We start from the raw sequence: 17,710 nt of genomic DNA, 5'->3' as shown, positions 1-17,710 counted from the left end.
TCCGACGATCGACAACGGTCGGGTTCGGATGGACGAGATGGAAAAGTGCGGCCATTACAAGCATTGGCGCACGGACTTCGACCTCGTCCAGGAACTCGGCCTGAAGGTCTTGCGCTACGGCCCGCCGCTGCACAAGGCCTGGCTCGGCCCGAAACGCTACGACTGGGAATTCGCGGATCTGTCGCTCAACGATCTGCGCCAGCGCAATATCGCATCGATCGTGGACCTGTGCCACTTCGGCCTGCCCGACTGGCTCGGCAACTTCCAGAACCCGGATTTTCCCGAGTTGTTCGCCGATTATGCCGGCACGTTCGCGCGGCGCTATCCGTGGCTGCAGTTGTACACGCCGATCAACGAGATGTCGATCTGCGCCCTCTTTTCCGCCCTGTACGGCTGGTGGAACGAGCAGATGACGACGGACCGCGCCTACGTCACCGCGACGAAGAATCTCGTCAAGGCGAACATCCTCGCCATGCACGCCATTCTGAAAGTCCGTCCCGACGCCTTGTTCATCCAGAGCGAATCGACGGAATACTTTCACGCCGAAAGTCCATCCGCCATCGGCCCCGCCGAGTTGTACAACGCGCGGCGCTTTCTCTCGCTCGACCTGAATTACGGCCGCCGTGTGGATTCGGAAATGTACGAATACATGATGGACAACGGGATGACGCGCGAGGAATACCATTTCTTCCTGAATAATAATCTGAAGCACCACTGCATCATGGGCAACGATTATTACCAGACCAACGAGCACTACGTGTCGGCGGACGGATTGACGCGCGCGGCCGGTGAAATCTTCGGCTATGCCGTCATCACGCACCAGTACTACAACCGCTACCGGCTGCCCGTGATGCACACGGAAACGAATCTGTGCGAAGGGCCGCGCGGCGACGAGGCTGTGCACTGGCTGCGCAAGGAATGGGCCAACGTCCTGCGCGTGCGCAACAATGGCGTGCCGCTCGTCGGCTTCACGTGGTATTCGCTGACGGACCAGGTCGACTGGGACACGGCCCTGCGCGAGAACAACGGCAATGTCAACTCGCTCGGCTTGTACGACCTCGACCGCAAGATCCGCCCCGTCGGCATCGCCTACAAGGAACTCGTGCGCGCCTGGATGGAAGTGCTGCCCACGCAGAGCGTCTGCCTGCAGGTGCCGATCGTGATGCCGCACGAATTCCAGCGCCACGTGCCGCCGCCCAGCGGCTGGCCGTTCGACGAGAATGCGACCATGGCCCCGCGCACCGAAGAGCGCGAATGAGCCCGGCTACGCCCACCGTCGTCGATACGTTCCCGGCATCCGGCGCGGACGTCGCGGCGGGCGTCAAGCAGCAACTGGAAGCCGACGCGCGGCGGTTCGGCGGCCTGCGTCTGCTCGACGGCCGCTTCATGGTCATCCAGCATGCAATTGGCACGCCGAAGCGCCGAGGCGCAAACGCTTGGTAAGGCACCAAATAGATTGGCCTGCCCAACAGGAATCGAACCTGTGACCCGCAGCTTAGAAGGCTGCTGCTCTATCCAACTGAGCTATGGGCAGTGCAAGGAAGGACCGGACGGCAGGGGCCGGTCTTCACAAATGAAAACGGGCCGTCCGCGACAGCCCGTTTGCAAAACGGTGGTCGGAGTACAAGGATTCGAACCTTGGACCCCCTGCTCCCAAAGCAGGTGCGCTACCGGGCTGCGCTACACTCCGATTGGAACGATCATACCCCGCCGGGCGGTAAGCGTCAATGAAGCCTCCCGCCCCGCACAGGTCACACTTCGAAGCGGGCGGCGATCCGTTTGGCCATCGTTTCGGCCAGTTCGGCGCTCTTCGCTTCCACCATGACGCGTACCAGCGGTTCCGTTCCCGACGGACGGATCAAGACGCGGCCATCGTCGCCCAGTTCGCGTTCGACATGGTCCTTCTCGGTCACGACGGCGGCGTTCTTCGTCCAGTCGGTGCCTGGCTGCACGCGGACATTGATCAGCGTCTGGGGATACAGTTTCAGATCGCTGCAGCAATCGGCCAGCCCACGGTCGGAACGCTTGAGTGCGGTCAGCACCTGCAGCGCCGAGACGATGCCGTCGCCCGTCGTGTGCTTGTCCAGCGCCAGCAGGTGGCCGGAGCCTTCGCCGCCCAGCAGCCAGCCCCGCTCCTGCATCATTTCCAGGACATAACGGTCGCCGACTTTCGCGCGCGCGAAGCCGATGCCCATGTCCTTGAACGCCACTTCGAGCGCCATATTGGTCATCAAGGTGCCGACGGCGCCGGCCACCGGGCCCGTCGCCATGCGCGCCCGCACCATCACGTAGAGGAGCTCGTCGCCGTTGTACAGGCGGCCTTCGGCGTCGCACATGATCAGGCGGTCGGCGTCGCCGTCCAGCGCGATGCCGAGATCGGCCTTGTGTTCGAGAACGGCCGCGGCCATCGCCTTCGGTGCCGTGGCGCCGACGCCGTCGTTGATGTTGAAGCCGTCCGGCTTGGTGCCCAGTTCCACGACCTCGGCACCCAGTTCATGGAACACGTGCGGGGCGATGTTGTACGCGGCGCCGTGGGCGCAGTCCACGACGATCTTGAGGCCGCGCAGGTCGAGTTCGTTCGGGAACGTGCTCTTGCAGAATTCGATGTAACGGCCCTGGGCATCGCGCAGGCGCGTGGCACGGCCCAGTTTTTCCGACGACACGCAGCCCATCGGCTGGTCGATCATCTCCTCGATTTCGAGCTCGACGGCGTCCGGCAGCTTGGTGCCGTGGCCGGAGAAGAACTTGATGCCATTGTCCTGGAAGGGATTGTGCGAGGCCGAGATCACGACGCCGGCCTGCAGGCGCAGCGCGCGCGTCAGGTAGGCGATCGCGGGCGTCGGCATCGGGCCGGCCAGCATCACGTCGACGCCCGCCGCCGAGAAACCCGCTTCCAGCGCCGCTTCCAGCATGTAGCCGGAAATGCGCGTGTCCTTGCCGATCAGGACCGTGGGACGCTCGCTCGTGCCGGCCTTGTCCTTGGCCAGCACCTTGCCGGCCGCGTAGCCCAGGCGCATCACGAAATCAGGGGTGATGGGCGACTTGCCCACCAGGCCGCGTACGCCATCGGTACCGAAATATTTGCGTGCCATTAAATTCTCTTCATCTATTGATTATTCGTAGTGGCCGCTTGCCAAACCTTCAGCGCATCCACCGTCTCTGCCACATCATGGACCCGCACGATCCGGGCGCCCTGCGCTACCGCAGCGAGCGCGCCGGCCAGGCTGCCCGCCAGGCGCTGCTCCACGCTGCGCCCCGTCACGGCGCCAATCATCGATTTGCGCGACAGCCCCGCCAACACCGGCTGGCCTAGTTCACTTTCCATGCGGCTTATGCTTTGGAGCAAAGCATAATTATGCGCGACACTCTTCCCAAAACCAAATCCGGGATCGATCGTGATGCGTTCGCGCGCCACGCCGGCCGCCAGCAGCGCAGCTATCCTCTCGCGCAGGAAGGCGATCACATCGGCCACCACGTCCCCATACGCGGGCTGCACCTGCATGTCCTGGGGCGTGCCCTGCATGTGCATCACGCACAGCGCGCAGTCGCTGTCCTTCACGGCCTCGATGGCGCCCGGCGCCCGGAAACCGTTGATATCGTTGATCATGTCGGCGCCCGCGATGATCGCCTCCCGCATCACGTCCGGCTTGCACGTGTCGATCGACAATGGATAGCCCAGTTCGCGCAACGCATAAAGCGCCGGCATGACCCGGCGCAGTTCTTCGTCGGCGGGCACGCTGGGCGAGCCCGGACGCGTGGATTCGCCGCCGATGTCGATGATGTCGACGCCGTCCTTGATCATCTGTTCGGCCCGCTCCACGGCGAATTCGAGGGCCTGGTAGCGGCCGCCGTCGGAAAAGGAATCCGGGGTCACGTTGAGGATGCCCATGACCAGTGGCCGCTGGGCGAGGTTATAGCCGAAACGGCCGCACTGCAGGTATTGACGCATGACGAAAGACCAACGGGATGAAGAATAAAAAGGCACCCGCTCGGGGTGCCTTTTGGTGCAACGAGGTCGGCGATCAGGCCGGCGCGGTCGCGTTCTGGGCGACGCCGCCGCCGTTGTCGCTCGGCGGCGTGCGCTTGGTCAGCACGACCGACTTGGGCGGACGGGGCTCGCGGCCGGCCATGATGTCGTTGATCTGGTCGGCGTCGATGGTTTCCCACTCGAGCAGCGCCTTCGTCATCACTTCGACCTTGTCGCGGTTTTCTTCCAGCAGGCGGCGCGCCAGCGTGTATTGCGTGTCGAGGATGTTGCGGATCTCGGCATCGACTTTTTGCTGCGTCGCTTCGGAAATGGTCTTCACGGAGCCGCCGAAGAAGCCTTCGTTCGGATCGTCCTCGTAGACCATCACGCCCATGCTTTCGGACATGCCGAAGCGGGTCACCATCGAGCGCGCCAGTTTGGTAGCGCGGGCGAAGTCGTTCGATGCGCCCGTCGACATCTGGCCGACAAAGATTTCCTCGGCGATGCGGCCGCCGAACAGGATCGAGATTTCTTCCAGCATCTTGTCCTTGTAGCCGGACAGGCTGTCGTGTTCCGGCAACTGCCACGTCAGGCCCAGCGCATAGCCGCGCGGCATGATCGTGACCTTGTGCACGGGATCGGCCTTCGGCAACAGCTTGGCGATCACTGCGTGGCCGGACTCGTGGTACGCGGTGTTGCGGCGCTCTTCCTCGCGCATGACCATCGACTTGCGCTCCGGACCCATGAAGATCTTGTCCTTCGCGTCTTCGAAGTCGCTCATCTCGACGAGCCGCTTGCTGCGGCGCGCGGCGAACAGCGCGGCCTCGTTGACGAGATTGGCCAGGTCGGCGCCGGAGAAGCCCGGGGTGCCGCGGGCCAGGATGTCGGCCTTCACGTCGGTGCCGATCGGCACTTTACGCATGTGCACGTTGAGGATCTGTTCGCGGCCGCGGATGTCGGGCAGGCCCACCATGACCTGGCGGTCGAAACGGCCCGGACGCAGCAGCGCCTTGTCCAGCACGTCGGCACGGTTGGTCGCGGCGATCACGATCACGCCCGATGATGCCTCGAAGCCGTCCATCTCGACCAGCAGCTGGTTCAGCGTCTGTTCGCGCTCGTCGTTGCCGCCGCCCATACCGGCGCCGCGGTGGCGGCCGACGGCGTCGATCTCGTCGATGAAGATGATGCACGGCGAGTGTTTTTTCGCGTTCTCGAACATGTCGCGCACGCGCGACGCGCCCACGCCGACGAACATCTCGACGAAGTCCGAACCGGAGATCGAGAAGAACGGCACCTTGGCTTCGCCGGCGATGGCGCGGGCCAGCAGCGTTTTACCGGTACCCGGGGGGCCGACCATCAGCACGCCGCGCGGGATGCGGCCGCCCAGTTTCTGGAACTTGGTCGGATCCTTCAGGAAGTCGACGATCTCGCCCACTTCTTCCTTCGCTTCGTCGCAGCCGGCGACGTCGGCGAACGTGACGGTGTTGTTCGTTTCATCCATCATGCGCGCCTTCGACTTGCCGAACGAGAATGCCCCGCCCTTGCCGCCGCCTTGCATCTGGCGCATGAAGAACACCCAGACCCCGATCAGGAGCAGCATCGGGAACCAGGAAATGAAGACTTGCTGCAGGAACGACGGCTCCTCGGGCGGCTTGACGTCGAAGCGGACGTTGTTGTCGCGCAGGTCGCCGATCAGGCCGCGGTCGAGCATCGTCGCGGTGGTGTGGACCTTGGTGTCGTCGGTGCGGGTCGCGGTGATGCTCGACCCTTCGATCACGACGTCCTTGATGCGTTTCGCCTTGACGTCATCGAGCAGCTCGGAATAAGCAATGGTCTTGCTGCCGCCCGCGACGCTGTGGTTGTCGAACTGCTTGAACAGCATGAACAACAGCAGCGCGACGACCACCCAGATGGCGGATTTGGAAAACATATTATTCACGAAGACTCCTCTGATGCGAACGCATCTTTTCCCATTTTTTCAAAGGCAGATTTTACCGCATTAAGCAGGCGGTGCCACGCACGGCCGCTCTTGGTGCCTTGTACGCCACTATAGCCGGTTTTTATTTCCGCTGCGCAGGCATCATGAACATTCCATCCCGCGCGGAACGCAGATATGGCTGTCCTTTGCTGATGTGCGGTTGCGCTCCTGAAAATCAAGGGCGATCGCGGCGATTTTCGCGGTGTCAGCTCGCCGGATTCTTGAGACCGCGCCCCAGCAGGAAGATTTCCGATGATTTGTCGCGACTGGCCTTGGGCTTGATCTGTTTGACGACCTTGAATTCGGTACGGAACTTCTCCAGGATCTGGGTGAACCCCATGTCCTTGAAGCATTTCACTAACAATGCGCCGGATGGTTTGAGGTGCATTTGAGAGAACTCAATAGCAAGATCAATCAAATCCTCCATGCGCGCCGCATCCGCCGACGGAATGCCGGACAAATTCGGCGCCATATCGGACAGCACGAGGTCGGCCATGCGGCCCTGCAGGACGCCGGACAGCTCGTCGAGCACGTCCTGCTCGCGGAAATCGCCCTGGATGAAATGCATGTCGGCGATCGGCTCCATCGGCAGGATGTCGAGCCCGATCATCGTGCCCTTGATGCCGCCCTCGTCGCCGCCGGCCAGCTTGCGCCGCGTGTACTGGCCCCAGCTGCCGGGGGTGCAGCCGAGGTCGACGATCACCTGGCCCGGCTTGATGAGCTTTTCGCTTTCGTCGATTTCCTTCAGCTTGTAGGCCGCACGGGCCCGGTAGCCCTCTTTCTGTGCCAATTTGACATAGGGATCGTTGATGTGATCGTGGATCCAGTTTTTATTGAATTTGTTCTTGGCCATTCGCGTAAAATACTGCTTTTAATAGGTATCTCAAAATAACATCATGATCAAACTTACACCGGTCGAGCGTGCGGCGCTGCGTGCGGAAGCCCACGGACTCAATCCTGTCGTCATGATCGGCGAAGCCGGTCTGACCGAGGCCGTCCTGAAGGAAATCTCGTCCAGCCTGGATGCGCACGGCCTGATCAAGGTCCGCGTGTTCGGCGACGACCGCGAAGAGCGCGTCGCGATCTACGAACGGATCTCCGCCGAACTGGACGCCGCCCCGGTGCAGCACATCGGCAAGCTGCTCGTTCTGTATCGTCCGAAGAAGGACGCCGTCAAGGAACGTGCGACGAAGACGGGCAAGGGCCTGCGCGAAGTCACCATCGTCAAGCCTAGCCCCAGCGGCACCAAGAAGCCGACCGTGACCAAGGTCTTGCTGAAAGGGAACGAGCGCGTGACCCAGGGCGGCAACATCAAGCGGGCCAAGGCGCGCCAGGCCAGCACCAAGAAGACGGCGTTGAAATAAATCCCTCTTCAAAAAATTAACCGGGGCCGATGCCCCGGTTTTTTTATGCGTCGACGCATGCATGGTGGGCGGAGGCCGCCCACCCTATGTCATTCGTTGCCCCCGACAATGACATACCGTAGGGTGGGCGGCCCTCCGCCCACCAAAACGCCCGCATTATCGGGCTTTCACGACCAGAATCGCGCCCAGGATACTCTCGGCCAGGTACAACGCCTGCGACACCCCGTGCAAGGCCGCGAACGTCCCCCACTGCGGTGATGCCCGCACACCGGCCGGTCCGGCCGCCGCGCGGATCGCCGCCATCGTCGGCTGCAGCCCCAGGTAGACGACCAGGCTGCACGCCAGCATGCCGCCGGCCAGTCCGTACAGCCAGCGCCGGCGCCGCGCGTCGAGATCGGCCGAACGCGCGACGACCAGGACCAGCAGCACGGCCAGCGCGATCGCGAGCCAGGCCGAACGCGTCAGCATCATGCCGACGACGTTGCCGGCCTGGGTGCTGTCGAGGACGGCGAACGCGCTCGGCGCGGCCAGGTAGCTGACCGCCCACACGCTGCCGGCCCACAGGGCCGCGAGCAGCAGGCGCGCGTTGGCGACCATCGCGGCGGACTCAGACGTAGCGGACTTCCAGGATTTCGTATTCGCGCGGACCGGACGGGGCCTGCACTTCGACCACGTCGCCGGCGTATTTGCCGATCAGCGCGCGCGCGATCGGGGACGTGACGGAGACCTTGTTCTCCTTGAGGTCGGCTTCATCGATGCCGACGATCTGGTAGGTGACTTTCTGGCCGTTCTCGAGGTCCTCGAGGTCGACCGTGGAGGCGAACACGACGCGGCCTTCCGCGTCCAGCGTGGACGGGTCGATGATCTGGGCGGTGGACAGCTTCTGTTCCAGCTCGGCGATGCGGCCTTCGACGAAGGCCTGGCGTTCCTTGGCGGCGTCGTATTCGGCGTTTTCGGACAGGTCACCATGCGAACGCGCCTCGGCGATCGCATCGATCACGTTGCGGCGTTCCTTGGTCTTGAGCTGGTGCAGCTCTTCCTTCAACTTCTCGGCGCCGAATTTGGTCAATGGAGTGTTCATGGCTACTCGTTCTCAGTGTTTGCGGACGTACCAAGTGAAAACCACAGAGCCGCACGGCGCGAGCCGCGCGAACTCTGTGGTCTTAGGTACTGCTCAGGTACTGCTTTGCCGCTTAGTTTAAGGTTTTATGCAGGCCTTGTAAATCGTACACCCGCAACTCGTCCAGATGGCGCATGCCCTGCACGGCCGCCTCGGCACCGGCGATGGTCGTGTAGGTGACCACGCGCGACTGCAGCGCCGACGTACGGATCGTACGCGAATCGGCGATGGCGCTGCGCTTCTCTTCCACCGTGTTCACGACCATGGCGATCTCGTGGTTCTTGATCATGTCGACGACGTGCGGACGGCCCTCGATCACCTTGTTGACCGGGGTGACCGGGATGCCGGCCGCGGCGATGACGGCCGCGGTGCCCTTGGTCGCGACGAGCGAGAAGCCCAGGTCGACGAGGTCGCGCGCCACCGTCACGGTGCGCGGCTTGTCCGAGCCCTTCACGGACAGGAACACGCGGCCCGACGTCGGCAAGGTGATGCCGGCGGCCAGCTGCGACTTGACGAAGGCTTCGCCGAACGTCGTACCCACGCCCATCACCTCGCCCGTCGACTTCATCTCGGGGCCGAGGATCGTGTCGACGCCCGGGAACTTCACGAACGGGAACACGGCTTCCTTGACGCTGTAGAACGGCGGCGTGATCTCTTTCGTGATGCCCTGCTGTGCGAGCGTCTGGCCGACCATGCAGCGCGCGGCGATCTTCGCCAGCTGCAGGCCCGTCGCCTTCGACACGAACGGCACGGTGCGCGACGCGCGCGGGTTCACTTCCAGCACGTACACGGTATCGACCGTCTGGCCGTCCACTTCCGACTGCTGGATCGCGAACTGCACGTTCATCAGGCCGACGACGTTCAGCGCCTTCGCCATCAGCGAGGTCTGGCGCTTCAGTTCATCGATCGTGGCTTGCGCCAGCGAGTACGGCGGCAGCGAGCACGCGGAGTCGCCCGAGTGCACGCCGGCCTGTTCGATGTGCTCCATCACGCCGCCGATGAACGTCGTCTCGCCGTCGGAGATGCAGTCGACGTCGACTTCGATCGCGTCGTTCAGGAAGCGGTCCAGCAGCACCGGCGAATCGTTCGACACCTTGACCGCTTCGCGCATGTAGCGCTCGAGGTCGCGCTGCTCGTGGACGATCTCCATCGCGCGGCCGCCCAGCACGTACGACGGGCGCACGACGAGCGGATAGCCGATCTCGGACGCCAGCGCCAGCGCTTCGGCTTCCGTGCGCGCGGTGCGGTTCGGCGGCTGGCGCAGGCCCAGGTCCTGCAGCAGCTTCTGGAAGCGCTCGCGGTCTTCGGCCGCGTCGATCATGTCCGGCGACGTGCCGATGATCGGGACGCCGTTCTTTTCCAGGTCCAGCGCCAGCTTCAGCGGGGTCTGGCCGCCGTACTGGACGATCACGCCTTCCGGCTTTTCCAGGTCGACGATTTCCAGCACGTCTTCCAGGGTCAGCGATTCGAAGTACAGGCGGTCGGACGTGTCGTAGTCGGTCGACACGGTCTCCGGGTTGCAGTTGACCATGATGGTCTCGTAGCCGTCTTCGCGCATCGCGAGGGCCGCGTGCACGCAGCAGTAGTCGAACTCGATGCCCTGGCCGATGCGGTTCGGACCGCCGCCCAGCACCATGATCTTCTTCTTGTCCGTCGGGTTCGACTCGCATTCCTCGTCGTACGTCGAGTACATGTACGCGGTGTTCGTCGCGAATTCGGCGGCGCAGGTGTCGACGCGCTTGTAGACCGGACGGATGCCGAACTCGTGGCGCTTGGCGCGCACGGCTTCCGGCGTCGTCTGCATCAGGAAGGCCAGGCGGCGGTCCGAGAAGCCCTTCTGCTTCAGCTTGTACAAGGTCGGCTTGTCGAGGCTGTCCAGCTTCTGGTGATCCAGCCACAGCTCGATGTCGACGATTTCTTTGATCTGGATGAGGAACCACGGATCGATCTTGGTGAGGTTGTGCACCTCTTCCAGGGTGAAGCCTTGCGCGAATGCGTCGCCCACGTACCAGATGCGCTCCGGACCCGGCTCGCCCAGTTCTTCCTCGATCTTTTCGCGGTCGCGGGTCTTTTCGTTCAGGCCGTCGACGCCCACTTCCAGGCCGCGCAGGGCTTTCTGGAACGATTCCTGGAACGTGCGGCCCATCGCCATCACTTCGCCGACGGACTTCATCTGCGTCGTCAGGTGCTTGTCCGCGGCCGGGAATTTCTCGAACGTGAAGCGCGGGATCTTGGTGACGACGTAGTCGATCGACGGCTCGAACGAGGCCGGGGTCGCGCCGCCGGTGATCTCGTTGCGCAGCTCATCGAGCGTGAAGCCGACGGCCAGTTTCGCCGCGACCTTCGCGATCGGGAAGCCGGTCGCCTTGGAAGCCAGCGCGGACGAACGCGACACGCGCGGGTTCATCTCGATGACGATCATGCGGCCGTCCTTCGGGTTGATCGAGAACTGCACGTTCGAGCCGCCCGTGTCGACGCCGATCTCGCGCAGCACGTTGATCGACGCGTTGCGCATGATCTGGTATTCCTTGTCCGTCAGGGTCTGCGCCGGCGCGACGGTGATCGAGTCGCCGGTGTGCACGCCCATCGGGTCCAGGTTCTCGATCGAGCAGACGATGATGCAGTTGTCCTTCTTGTCGCGGACGACTTCCATCTCGTACTCTTTCCAGCCGAGCAGCGATTCCTCGATCAGGAGTTCCGACGTCGGCGACGCTTCCAGGCCGCGCTTGCAGATCGCTTCGAACTCTTCCTCGTTGTACGCGATGCCGCCGCCCGAGCCGCCCATCGTGAACGACGGACGGATGATGGTCGGGAAGCCCAGTTCGCGCTGCACGGCGCGTGCTTCGTCCATCGAGTGGGCGATGCCGGAACGGGCCGAGCCCAGGCCGATCTTGGTCATCGCTTCCTTGAACTTGAAGCGGTCCTCGGCCTTGTCGATGGCTTCCGGCGTGGCGCCGATCAGCTCGACCTTGTACTTGTCCAGCACGCCGTGGCGGTGCAGGTCCAGCGCGCAGTTCAGCGCGGTCTGGCCGCCCATCGTCGGCAGGATCGCGTCCGGGCGCTCCTTGTCGATGATGCGCTCGACGGCCTTCCACGTGATCGGTTCGATATAGGTGACGTCGGCCGTTTCCGGGTCGGTCATGATGGTCGCCGGGTTCGAGTTGACCAGGATGACCTTGTAGCCTTCTTCGCGCAGCGCCTTGCAGGCCTGGGCGCCGGAGTAGTCGAATTCGACCGCCTGGCCGATGACGATCGGGCCCGCGCCGATGATCAGGATGCTTTTGATGTCAGTACGTTTTGGCATTTATTTCTTCTCGCTTGCGTGGGCTTGCATCTTGCTGATGAAACGGTCGAACAGGTAGGCGACGTCGGTCGGGCCGGGCGACGCTTCCGGGTGGCCCTGGAAGCAGAACGCCGGCTTGTCCGTGCGCTCGAAACCCTGCAGCGAGCCGTCGAACAGCGACACGTGGGTCACGCGGCAATTGGCCGGCAAGGTGGCCGCGTCGACCGCGAAGCCGTGGTTTTGCGAGGTGATCAAGACCTGCTTGGAATCCAGGTCCTGCACCGGGTGGTTGGCGCCGTGGTGGCCGAACTTCATCTTGACGGTCCGCGCGCCCGAGGCCAGCGCCATGATCTGGTGGCCGAGGCAGATGCCGAACGTCGGGATGCCCGACTCGATCACTTTCCTGGTCGCGGCGATCGCGTAGTCGCACGCGGCCGGGTCGCCCGGACCGTTGGCGAGGAAGATGCCGTCCGGGTTCAGCGCGAGGGCTTCTTCCGCGGTGGCTTGCGCCGGCAGCACGGTGATCTTGCAGCCGCGCTCGGCCAGCATGCGCAGGATGTTGCGCTTGACGCCGTAGTCGAAGGCGACCACGTGGAACTTCGGGTTCTCCTGCTTGCCGTAGCCCTGGCCGAGCTTCCATTCGGTCTGGTCGAACACGTACGGTTCCTTGACGGACACGACCTTCGCCAGGTCCATGCCGTTCAGGCCCGGGAACGAGCGCGCCAGCTCCAGCGCCTGTGCTTCCGACGGTTCGTTGCCTTGCGTGCCGGTGAGGATCGCGCCGTTCTGGGCACCTTTTTCGCGCAGGATGCGGGTCAGCTTGCGGGTGTCGATGCCGGCGATGGCCACCACGTTCTCGGCCTTCAGGTAATCCGCCAGCGACTGCGTGGAACGGAAATTCGAAGCCAGCAGCGGCAGGTCACGGATGATCAGGCCGGCGGCGTGCACCTTGGTCGCCTCGACGTCTTCCGGATTGACGCCGTAGTTGCCGATGTGCGGATAGGTCAGCGTCACGATTTGACGCGAATAGCTGGGGTCAGTCAGGATTTCCTGATAACCGGTGATGGCGGTATTGAACACCACCTCGCCGGTCGTGTGACCGGCGGCGCCGATCGAATATCCTTTGAAAATGGTTCCGTCTGCCAGGGCAAGGATGGCTGGAACGGCTGGGCCAGAAAAAAATGGCGGCAAGGGCAACTCCCGATAAAGTCGCCGTAGGCTGCGCCACGTCAGACCGGCCTGAACAGGGTGTGGGCAAGCAATCGCCCGGTGTTGCAGGTCGTTAGATAGAGGTATGGGTGGGTAGTCGCTACGGCAGATAAGTGATGGCTAAACCTCTGAATTATAGCGCGATTTATATCGGCCGGCAATCGCCTTGCCTACCCTTTTCGTCTAAATGCCCTGCGGAAATCGCTCCTCGCGGTCTGGTGGGCACGTTCCATTTGAGGCCCCCGGCCTCAAATGCCCACCAAGCGGGAATGGAAATTACAGGCCCAGCGCCGCGATACCGGCCTTGGCGATCTGCGCATCTTCCGCCGACTTCACGCCCGACACGCCCACGGCGCCCACCACGTAGCCGTCCACGACGATGGGCACGCCGCCTTCCAGCATGCCGTCCAGTTCCGGCGCGCGGGCGAACGACACGCGGCCGTTGTTGATCATGTCTTCGTAGATCTTGGACTCGCGGCGGCCCAGCGCGGCCGTCTTGGCCTTTTCCGGGGCGATGTGGGCCGACACCGGCGCGGCGCCGTCCAGGCGCTGCAGCCACAGCGGGTGGCCGCCGTCGTCGCAGATCGCGATGACGACGTTCCAGCCGTTCGCGACGGCGTGGCTTTCCGCGCCGGCGGCGATCTTCTTGATGTCTTCGAGGGTAAGAACTGGCTTGGTTTGCATCTTGATGTCTTTCTTTCGTGTTGCGTTACAAAAAGGTACGGCGATCAGCGCGCGGCCGCCAACGGGGCCGGCGTGCTTTGTTTGGCCTTGAGCTTGGCCTTGAGTTCCGCCATCACGCCGGCCGCGGCCTGCTCGCCCGCCAGCACCGCCAGGTTGCGGCCGTTGAAGTCGGCGCTGCCCATCGCGCCCAGCGCGGGCGTGATGACGACGTCGGCATTCTTCAGTTCGAGCTGGTTCAGGCGCTGGCCCATGATGGTGAACGTCTGCATCAGGACGTCCACGGAACTGGCCGTGGCTTGCGCTTCCGTCACGCTGGAGATATTGACGGCGATGATGAATTCGGCGCCCATCTCCTTCGCGAAGCGCACGGGCACGGGCGCGACGAGGCCGCCGTCGACATAGCTGCGGCCGTGGATGACGACCGGCTGGAACACGCCGGGCACGGACGACGACGCGCGCACCGCCATGCCCGTGTTCCCGCGCCGGAACAGGATCGGCTGGCCCGTCCTGAGGTCGGTGGCAACGGCGCCGAACGGGATTTTCAGCTTTTCGATCGGCCGGTTGTGCACGGCCTTGTTGACATAGGCCTGCAGCGCCTCCCCTTTCAGCACGCCCGGCGCCTTGCTGAAGAACGGGATCGCCCAGTCGGAGATCGTCGCCTCGTCCATGTCGAGGGCGATCTTCTGCAGTTCGAAGCCGTTGTAGCCGGACGCGTACAGCGCGCCGACGACGGAACCGGCGCTCGTGCCGACGATGATGTCGGGATAAATGCCCTGCGCTTCCAGGGCCTTGATCACCCCGATGTGGGCAAAGCCGCGCGCGGCGCCGCCGCCCAGGGCGAGTCCGATTTTCACGTGACGGAGCGGGATGGGCACGGGTGCGGGCACGGGCGCGGCGGCGACCGGCTCGGCCGGCCGGGTCGGCGCGGAGCCGCAACCGGCCAGCACGGCCGCGGCGCCGAGCGTGGCAAGAAGGGAACGTCGGGAGAGGGGCATCCGGGGGAACAGAAAACGGGACAAAGATGGGATTGTAACCCGATCCGGCCGGTTGCCGGCCACCTTCACGGCGGCGTCGCCCCCGGCGCCGGCGCGGACGAATCCAGGGACGCGAGAATCGCCTCGCGGCACGTTGTCAGGATCTCGTCGGCCAGCGGAGACGCGTCTGGACAGGCACGCGACATGACGACGGCGCCGACCGCGTGCGCCACCAGGTCGAGGATCCGGGCCCGGTTGCCGCCCGTGCCGCCCAATGCGGCCAGCAGGCGCTCGATGCCATCGGCGAACGTCGCACGGACCGCGTCCGGCTGACGTGCCGCATCGCCGCCGAGCGCGGCCATCGTGCAGCCGGTCGCGCGCGCGTCGCGGTGCGCGCGCGAGACATAGTGCCGGGCGAACGTCGCCGCGTCGACACCGGTGGTCTGCGCCACCGTCTGCGCGATGCCGCAGGCCGCCGCTTCCGCCATCAGGTCCGCCTTCGAGCCGAAGTGCTTGTAGAAGCCGCCGTGCGTGAGCCCGGCGGCGTTCATCAGGTCGGCCACGCCGATGCCGTCGTAGCCGCGCTCGCGAAACAGCGCGGAGGCCGTCTCGACGACGCGCGCCCGGTTGGCCTGTACCTGCGCCTTCGTGATTTTCATGTCCGCTCCCGTGCAATCGTGTCCGCCCAGGCTCGCACTATACATTGATGTCATCTGTAATCAAAGCATTGACTTTTTTGATGACGATCATCATCATTATCGCGTCAGCCCACCTTCTCCATCTACCCGCATCGGCACATCATGAAAGCTCTCACCTTCCAGCGCTACGGCAAGTCGCCCGGCATCGGCTTCGCCGACGTACCGCAACCCGTCTTGCAGCCGGACGAACTGCTGGTCGAAGTCCACGCGGTCGGGTTGAACCCCATCGACAACATGATCCCGACGGGCATGTTCAAGCCCATCCTGCGCTTCCGGTTGCCGGCCACGCTGGGCTGCGACGTGGCCGGCGTCGTGGTCGACGTCGGCAGCCGCGTCACGCGCTTCAAGCGCGGCGACGCCATCTTTGCCTGCGTCTTCGACCTCGGCCGGGGCACCCTGGCCGAATTCGTGGCGGTGCCGGAGCATGCGGCCGCACCGAAACCGGCCAACCTGGACTTCGCGCAGGCCGCCTCCATTCCCATGGCCGGGCTCACGTCGTGGCAGGCGTTGAAGGAGCGCGCCGGCGTGCGCGCGGGCCAGAAGGTGTTCGTCCCGGCCGGATCCGGGGGCGTCGGTTCGTTCGCGCTCCAGTTGGCGAAGCATCTCGGCGCGACGGTGGGCACGACGACCAGCACGGCCAACGTGGGCCTGGTGACCGGCCTGGGCGCGGACGAAGTCGTCGACTACACGAAACAGGCGTTCGAGGACGCGCTGCGCGACTACGACGTGGTGCTCGGCACGCTCAGGGGCGACATGCAGGAGAAGGCGGTGGGCATCCTCAGGCCGGGCGGCCGGATCGTGTCCCTCGTGGGCCCGCTCGACGCCGCCTTCGCGCGCGCGCGCGGGCTGAACGTCGTGCTGGCATTCGTGTTCGGGCTGATGAGCCGAAAGATCCGGCGCCGCGCGGCCGGCCGGCGTGTCGACTATTCGTTCCTGTTCGTGCGGCCCGACGGCACCCAGTTGGCGGCCATCGGCGAACTGCTGGCGGCGGGGCGCCTGCGCCCGGTGATCGACTCGGTGTTCCCGTTCGACGACGCGCCCGCGGCGCTGGACTACCTGGCCCGCGGCCGTGCGAAAGGCAAGGTCGTCGTCCAGCTCAGGTGAGCGGGCGCATGCGCGGCGCGCCCGCCGTCAGCCCGGCAGCGACGTGTTCGGCAACGTCGCGGTGAACACGCTGCCCTTGCCCGGCACGGAACGGATCGCCAGCTTGCCGCCGTGGCGCAGCAGCACGTGCTTGACGATAGCCAGGCCGAGGCCCGTGCCCTGCGTCTCGCGCGAGCGGCTCTTGTCGACGCGGTAGAAGCGCTCGGTCAGGCGCGAGATGTGCTGCTCGTCGATGCCGATGCCGTTGTCGGCCACCTCGAAGCGCAGGTCGTTCGGGCCGCGCAGCCAGCGCAGTTCGATCTTGCCGCCTTCCGGCGTGTAGCGCACGGCATTGCTGGCCAGGTTGCCGAACGCGCTGCGCAGTTCTTCCGTGCTGCCCATCACGTCCGGACCGTCGACGGTGAAGTCGATCTCGTGGCGGCCGTTCGACAGTGCGCGCGCATCGGCCGCCACCTGCTCGACGAGTGCCTTGATGTCGACCCGCTCGCGCTTCAGGAGATACTCGTCGGACTCCAGGCGCGACAGGGTCAGCATGTCCCCGATGAGACGCTGCATGCGCTGCGCCTGTTCCGTCATCAGCATCAGGTGCGCCGTGCGCGTCTTCTCGTCCAGACCCGGATCGGCCAGGGCGATCTCGAGGAAGCCGACGATCACCGTCAGCGGCGTGCGCAGCTCGTGCGACGCATTGGCGATGAAGTCGCGGCGCATGGCTTCGATGCGCTCGGTCTCGGTGGCGTCGTGGGACACCAGGATCTGGCGCCGGTTCTCGAACGGGATGATCTGGACGATCAGCTTGCGGTTGCGGATCGACAGCGTGAGCGGTTGTTCGTAGCGGCCGAGGATCAGGTAATCGATGAATTCCGGGTGGCGGATCAGGTTCGTCACGCGCCGGCCCTTGTCGTGTTCCAGGGTAAGGCCCAGGTGGCGCTCGGCCGCCGGGTTGCACCATTCGAGGAACAGGACGTCGTCCATGATCGCCACGCCTTCCGGCAGCAGGTGCATGGCCTGGCGAAAGCGCGCCAGCCATTCCGTCAGCTCCTCGCGGTTGCGTTCGTCGTCGCGCCGCAGGCGGTACAGCCGGGCGAAGACGTCCGTCCAGGCGCCCCACCCGTCCGGCAGCTTGCTGCTCTGCGGATCGTTCAGCCATTCGCCCAGCTTGTGCAGATACGTCAGTTGGGACACGAGCAGGCCGAGGGTGATGAGCAAAGCGAGCGCCAGCCCGGACACGGGACCCAGCAGCCACCAGGCGATGCCGGCGACGGCGAGCATCACGCCCAGGCGCAGCAGCGCCGGGACCCAGAACATGACTCGAGAATTCAAACGGACGAC

Annotated in this window: 16 protein-coding genes and 2 tRNA genes; 4 read left to right on the top strand and 14 right to left on the bottom strand. The window is 64.5% G+C overall.

Translation table 11 applies throughout. The features are described from left to right. The first annotated feature begins 37 nt into the window (after positions 1-37). Positions 38-1,258 (top strand): family 1 glycosylhydrolase, encoded by a 1,221-nt coding sequence (locus ISF28_RS18955; RefSeq protein ID WP_229519196.1) that lies wholly within the window; start codon positions 38-40, stop codon positions 1,256-1,258. Further along, a complete protein-coding gene (locus tag ISF28_RS18950; RefSeq protein ID WP_370663466.1) occupies positions 1,255-1,443 on the top strand; it encodes a type 2 periplasmic-binding domain-containing protein in 189 nt (62 codons plus the stop codon). The genes ISF28_RS18955 and ISF28_RS18950 overlap by 4 nt, the downstream gene beginning before the upstream one ends. A 14-nt stretch (positions 1,444-1,457) precedes the next feature. Here ISF28_RS18950 and ISF28_RS18945 read toward each other — a convergent pair. The 6 genes from ISF28_RS18945 to ISF28_RS18920 all read right to left on the bottom strand — a co-directional run bounded on the left by ISF28_RS18945 (position 1,458) and on the right by ISF28_RS18920 (position 6,798). Next, positions 1,458-1,534 (bottom strand) — tRNA-Arg (locus ISF28_RS18945). 79 nt (positions 1,535-1,613) lie between these two features. Further along, a tRNA-Pro gene (locus ISF28_RS18940) sits at positions 1,614-1,690 on the bottom strand. Positions 1,691-1,751: 61 nt separating this feature from the next. Then, positions 1,752-3,092, bottom strand: coding sequence for a phosphoglucosamine mutase (gene glmM, locus ISF28_RS18935; protein ID WP_198118733.1), 1,341 nt, complete (start codon positions 3,090-3,092; stop codon positions 1,752-1,754). Positions 3,093-3,106: 14 nt separating this feature from the next. Beyond that, a complete protein-coding gene (folP, locus tag ISF28_RS18930; protein ID WP_198118732.1) occupies positions 3,107-3,949 on the bottom strand; it encodes a dihydropteroate synthase in 843 nt (280 codons plus the stop codon). Between the two features lie 73 nt (positions 3,950-4,022). Further along, the gene (ftsH, locus tag ISF28_RS18925; protein ID WP_198118731.1) at positions 4,023-5,906 is read right to left on the bottom strand and encodes an ATP-dependent zinc metalloprotease FtsH; all 1,884 of its coding nucleotides are present in this window, start codon (positions 5,904-5,906) and stop codon (positions 4,023-4,025) included. Positions 5,907-6,150: 244 nt separating this feature from the next. Next, the gene (locus tag ISF28_RS18920) at positions 6,151-6,798 is read right to left on the bottom strand and encodes an RlmE family RNA methyltransferase (protein ID WP_198118730.1); all 648 of its coding nucleotides are present in this window, start codon (positions 6,796-6,798) and stop codon (positions 6,151-6,153) included. A gap of 43 nt (positions 6,799-6,841) precedes the next feature. On the opposite strand from ISF28_RS18920, the gene yhbY reads away from it, so the two are divergent. Then, complete coding sequence (yhbY, locus tag ISF28_RS18915) at positions 6,842-7,309, top strand: ribosome assembly RNA-binding protein YhbY (protein ID WP_198118729.1); 468 nt, start codon at positions 6,842-6,844, stop codon at positions 7,307-7,309. 156 nt (positions 7,310-7,465) lie between these two features. Here yhbY and ISF28_RS18910 read toward each other — a convergent pair whose 3' ends face one another. The 7 genes from ISF28_RS18910 to ISF28_RS18880 form a co-directional block, all read right to left on the bottom strand. Then, positions 7,466-7,906: a DUF4149 domain-containing protein gene (locus ISF28_RS18910; protein WP_198118728.1), complete on the bottom strand. Its 441-nt coding sequence runs from the start codon at positions 7,904-7,906 to the stop codon at positions 7,466-7,468. 10 nt (positions 7,907-7,916) lie between these two features. Next, positions 7,917-8,390 carry a transcription elongation factor GreA gene (greA, locus tag ISF28_RS18905; protein ID WP_075795596.1) on the bottom strand — a complete coding sequence of 158 codons (474 nt, stop codon included), beginning with the start codon at positions 8,388-8,390 and terminating at the stop codon, positions 7,917-7,919. 112 nt (positions 8,391-8,502) lie between these two features. After that, positions 8,503-11,733: a carbamoyl-phosphate synthase large subunit gene (gene carB, locus ISF28_RS18900; RefSeq protein WP_198118727.1), complete on the bottom strand. Its 3,231-nt coding sequence runs from the start codon at positions 11,731-11,733 to the stop codon at positions 8,503-8,505. Continuing rightward, positions 11,734-12,903 carry a glutamine-hydrolyzing carbamoyl-phosphate synthase small subunit gene (gene carA, locus ISF28_RS18895; RefSeq protein ID WP_198118726.1) on the bottom strand — a complete coding sequence of 390 codons (1,170 nt, stop codon included), beginning with the start codon at positions 12,901-12,903 and terminating at the stop codon, positions 11,734-11,736. A gap of 294 nt (positions 12,904-13,197) precedes the next feature. Beyond that, positions 13,198-13,605, bottom strand: coding sequence for a GlcG/HbpS family heme-binding protein (locus ISF28_RS18890; RefSeq protein ID WP_198118725.1), 408 nt, complete (start codon positions 13,603-13,605; stop codon positions 13,198-13,200). Between the two features lie 44 nt (positions 13,606-13,649). Then, positions 13,650-14,600 (bottom strand): patatin-like phospholipase family protein, encoded by a 951-nt coding sequence (locus tag ISF28_RS18885; protein WP_198118724.1) that lies wholly within the window; start codon positions 14,598-14,600, stop codon positions 13,650-13,652. A 65-nt stretch (positions 14,601-14,665) separates the two neighbouring features. Further along, positions 14,666-15,238, bottom strand: coding sequence for a TetR/AcrR family transcriptional regulator (locus ISF28_RS18880; RefSeq protein WP_198118723.1), 573 nt, complete (start codon positions 15,236-15,238; stop codon positions 14,666-14,668). Positions 15,239-15,379: 141 nt separating this feature from the next. Here ISF28_RS18880 and ISF28_RS18875 point away from each other — a divergent pair, with 141 nt between their 5' ends. Beyond that, positions 15,380-16,381, top strand: coding sequence for an NADP-dependent oxidoreductase (locus tag ISF28_RS18875; RefSeq protein ID WP_198118722.1), 1,002 nt, complete (start codon positions 15,380-15,382; stop codon positions 16,379-16,381). A gap of 27 nt (positions 16,382-16,408) precedes the next feature. Here ISF28_RS18875 and phoR read toward each other — a convergent pair whose 3' ends face one another. Then, a complete protein-coding gene (gene phoR, locus ISF28_RS18870; protein WP_198118721.1) occupies positions 16,409-17,701 on the bottom strand; it encodes a phosphate regulon sensor histidine kinase PhoR in 1,293 nt (430 codons plus the stop codon). Between the last annotated feature and the right edge of the window lie 9 nt (positions 17,702-17,710).

Origin of the sequence: Massilia rhizosphaerae (assembly GCF_016093545.1) — a bacterium.
Taxonomy (GTDB): domain Bacteria; phylum Pseudomonadota; class Gammaproteobacteria; order Burkholderiales; family Burkholderiaceae_D; genus Telluria; species Telluria rhizosphaerae.
Note: the sequence above shows the minus strand (reverse complement) of the source record. Positions and strands in the feature narration are given on the sequence as shown.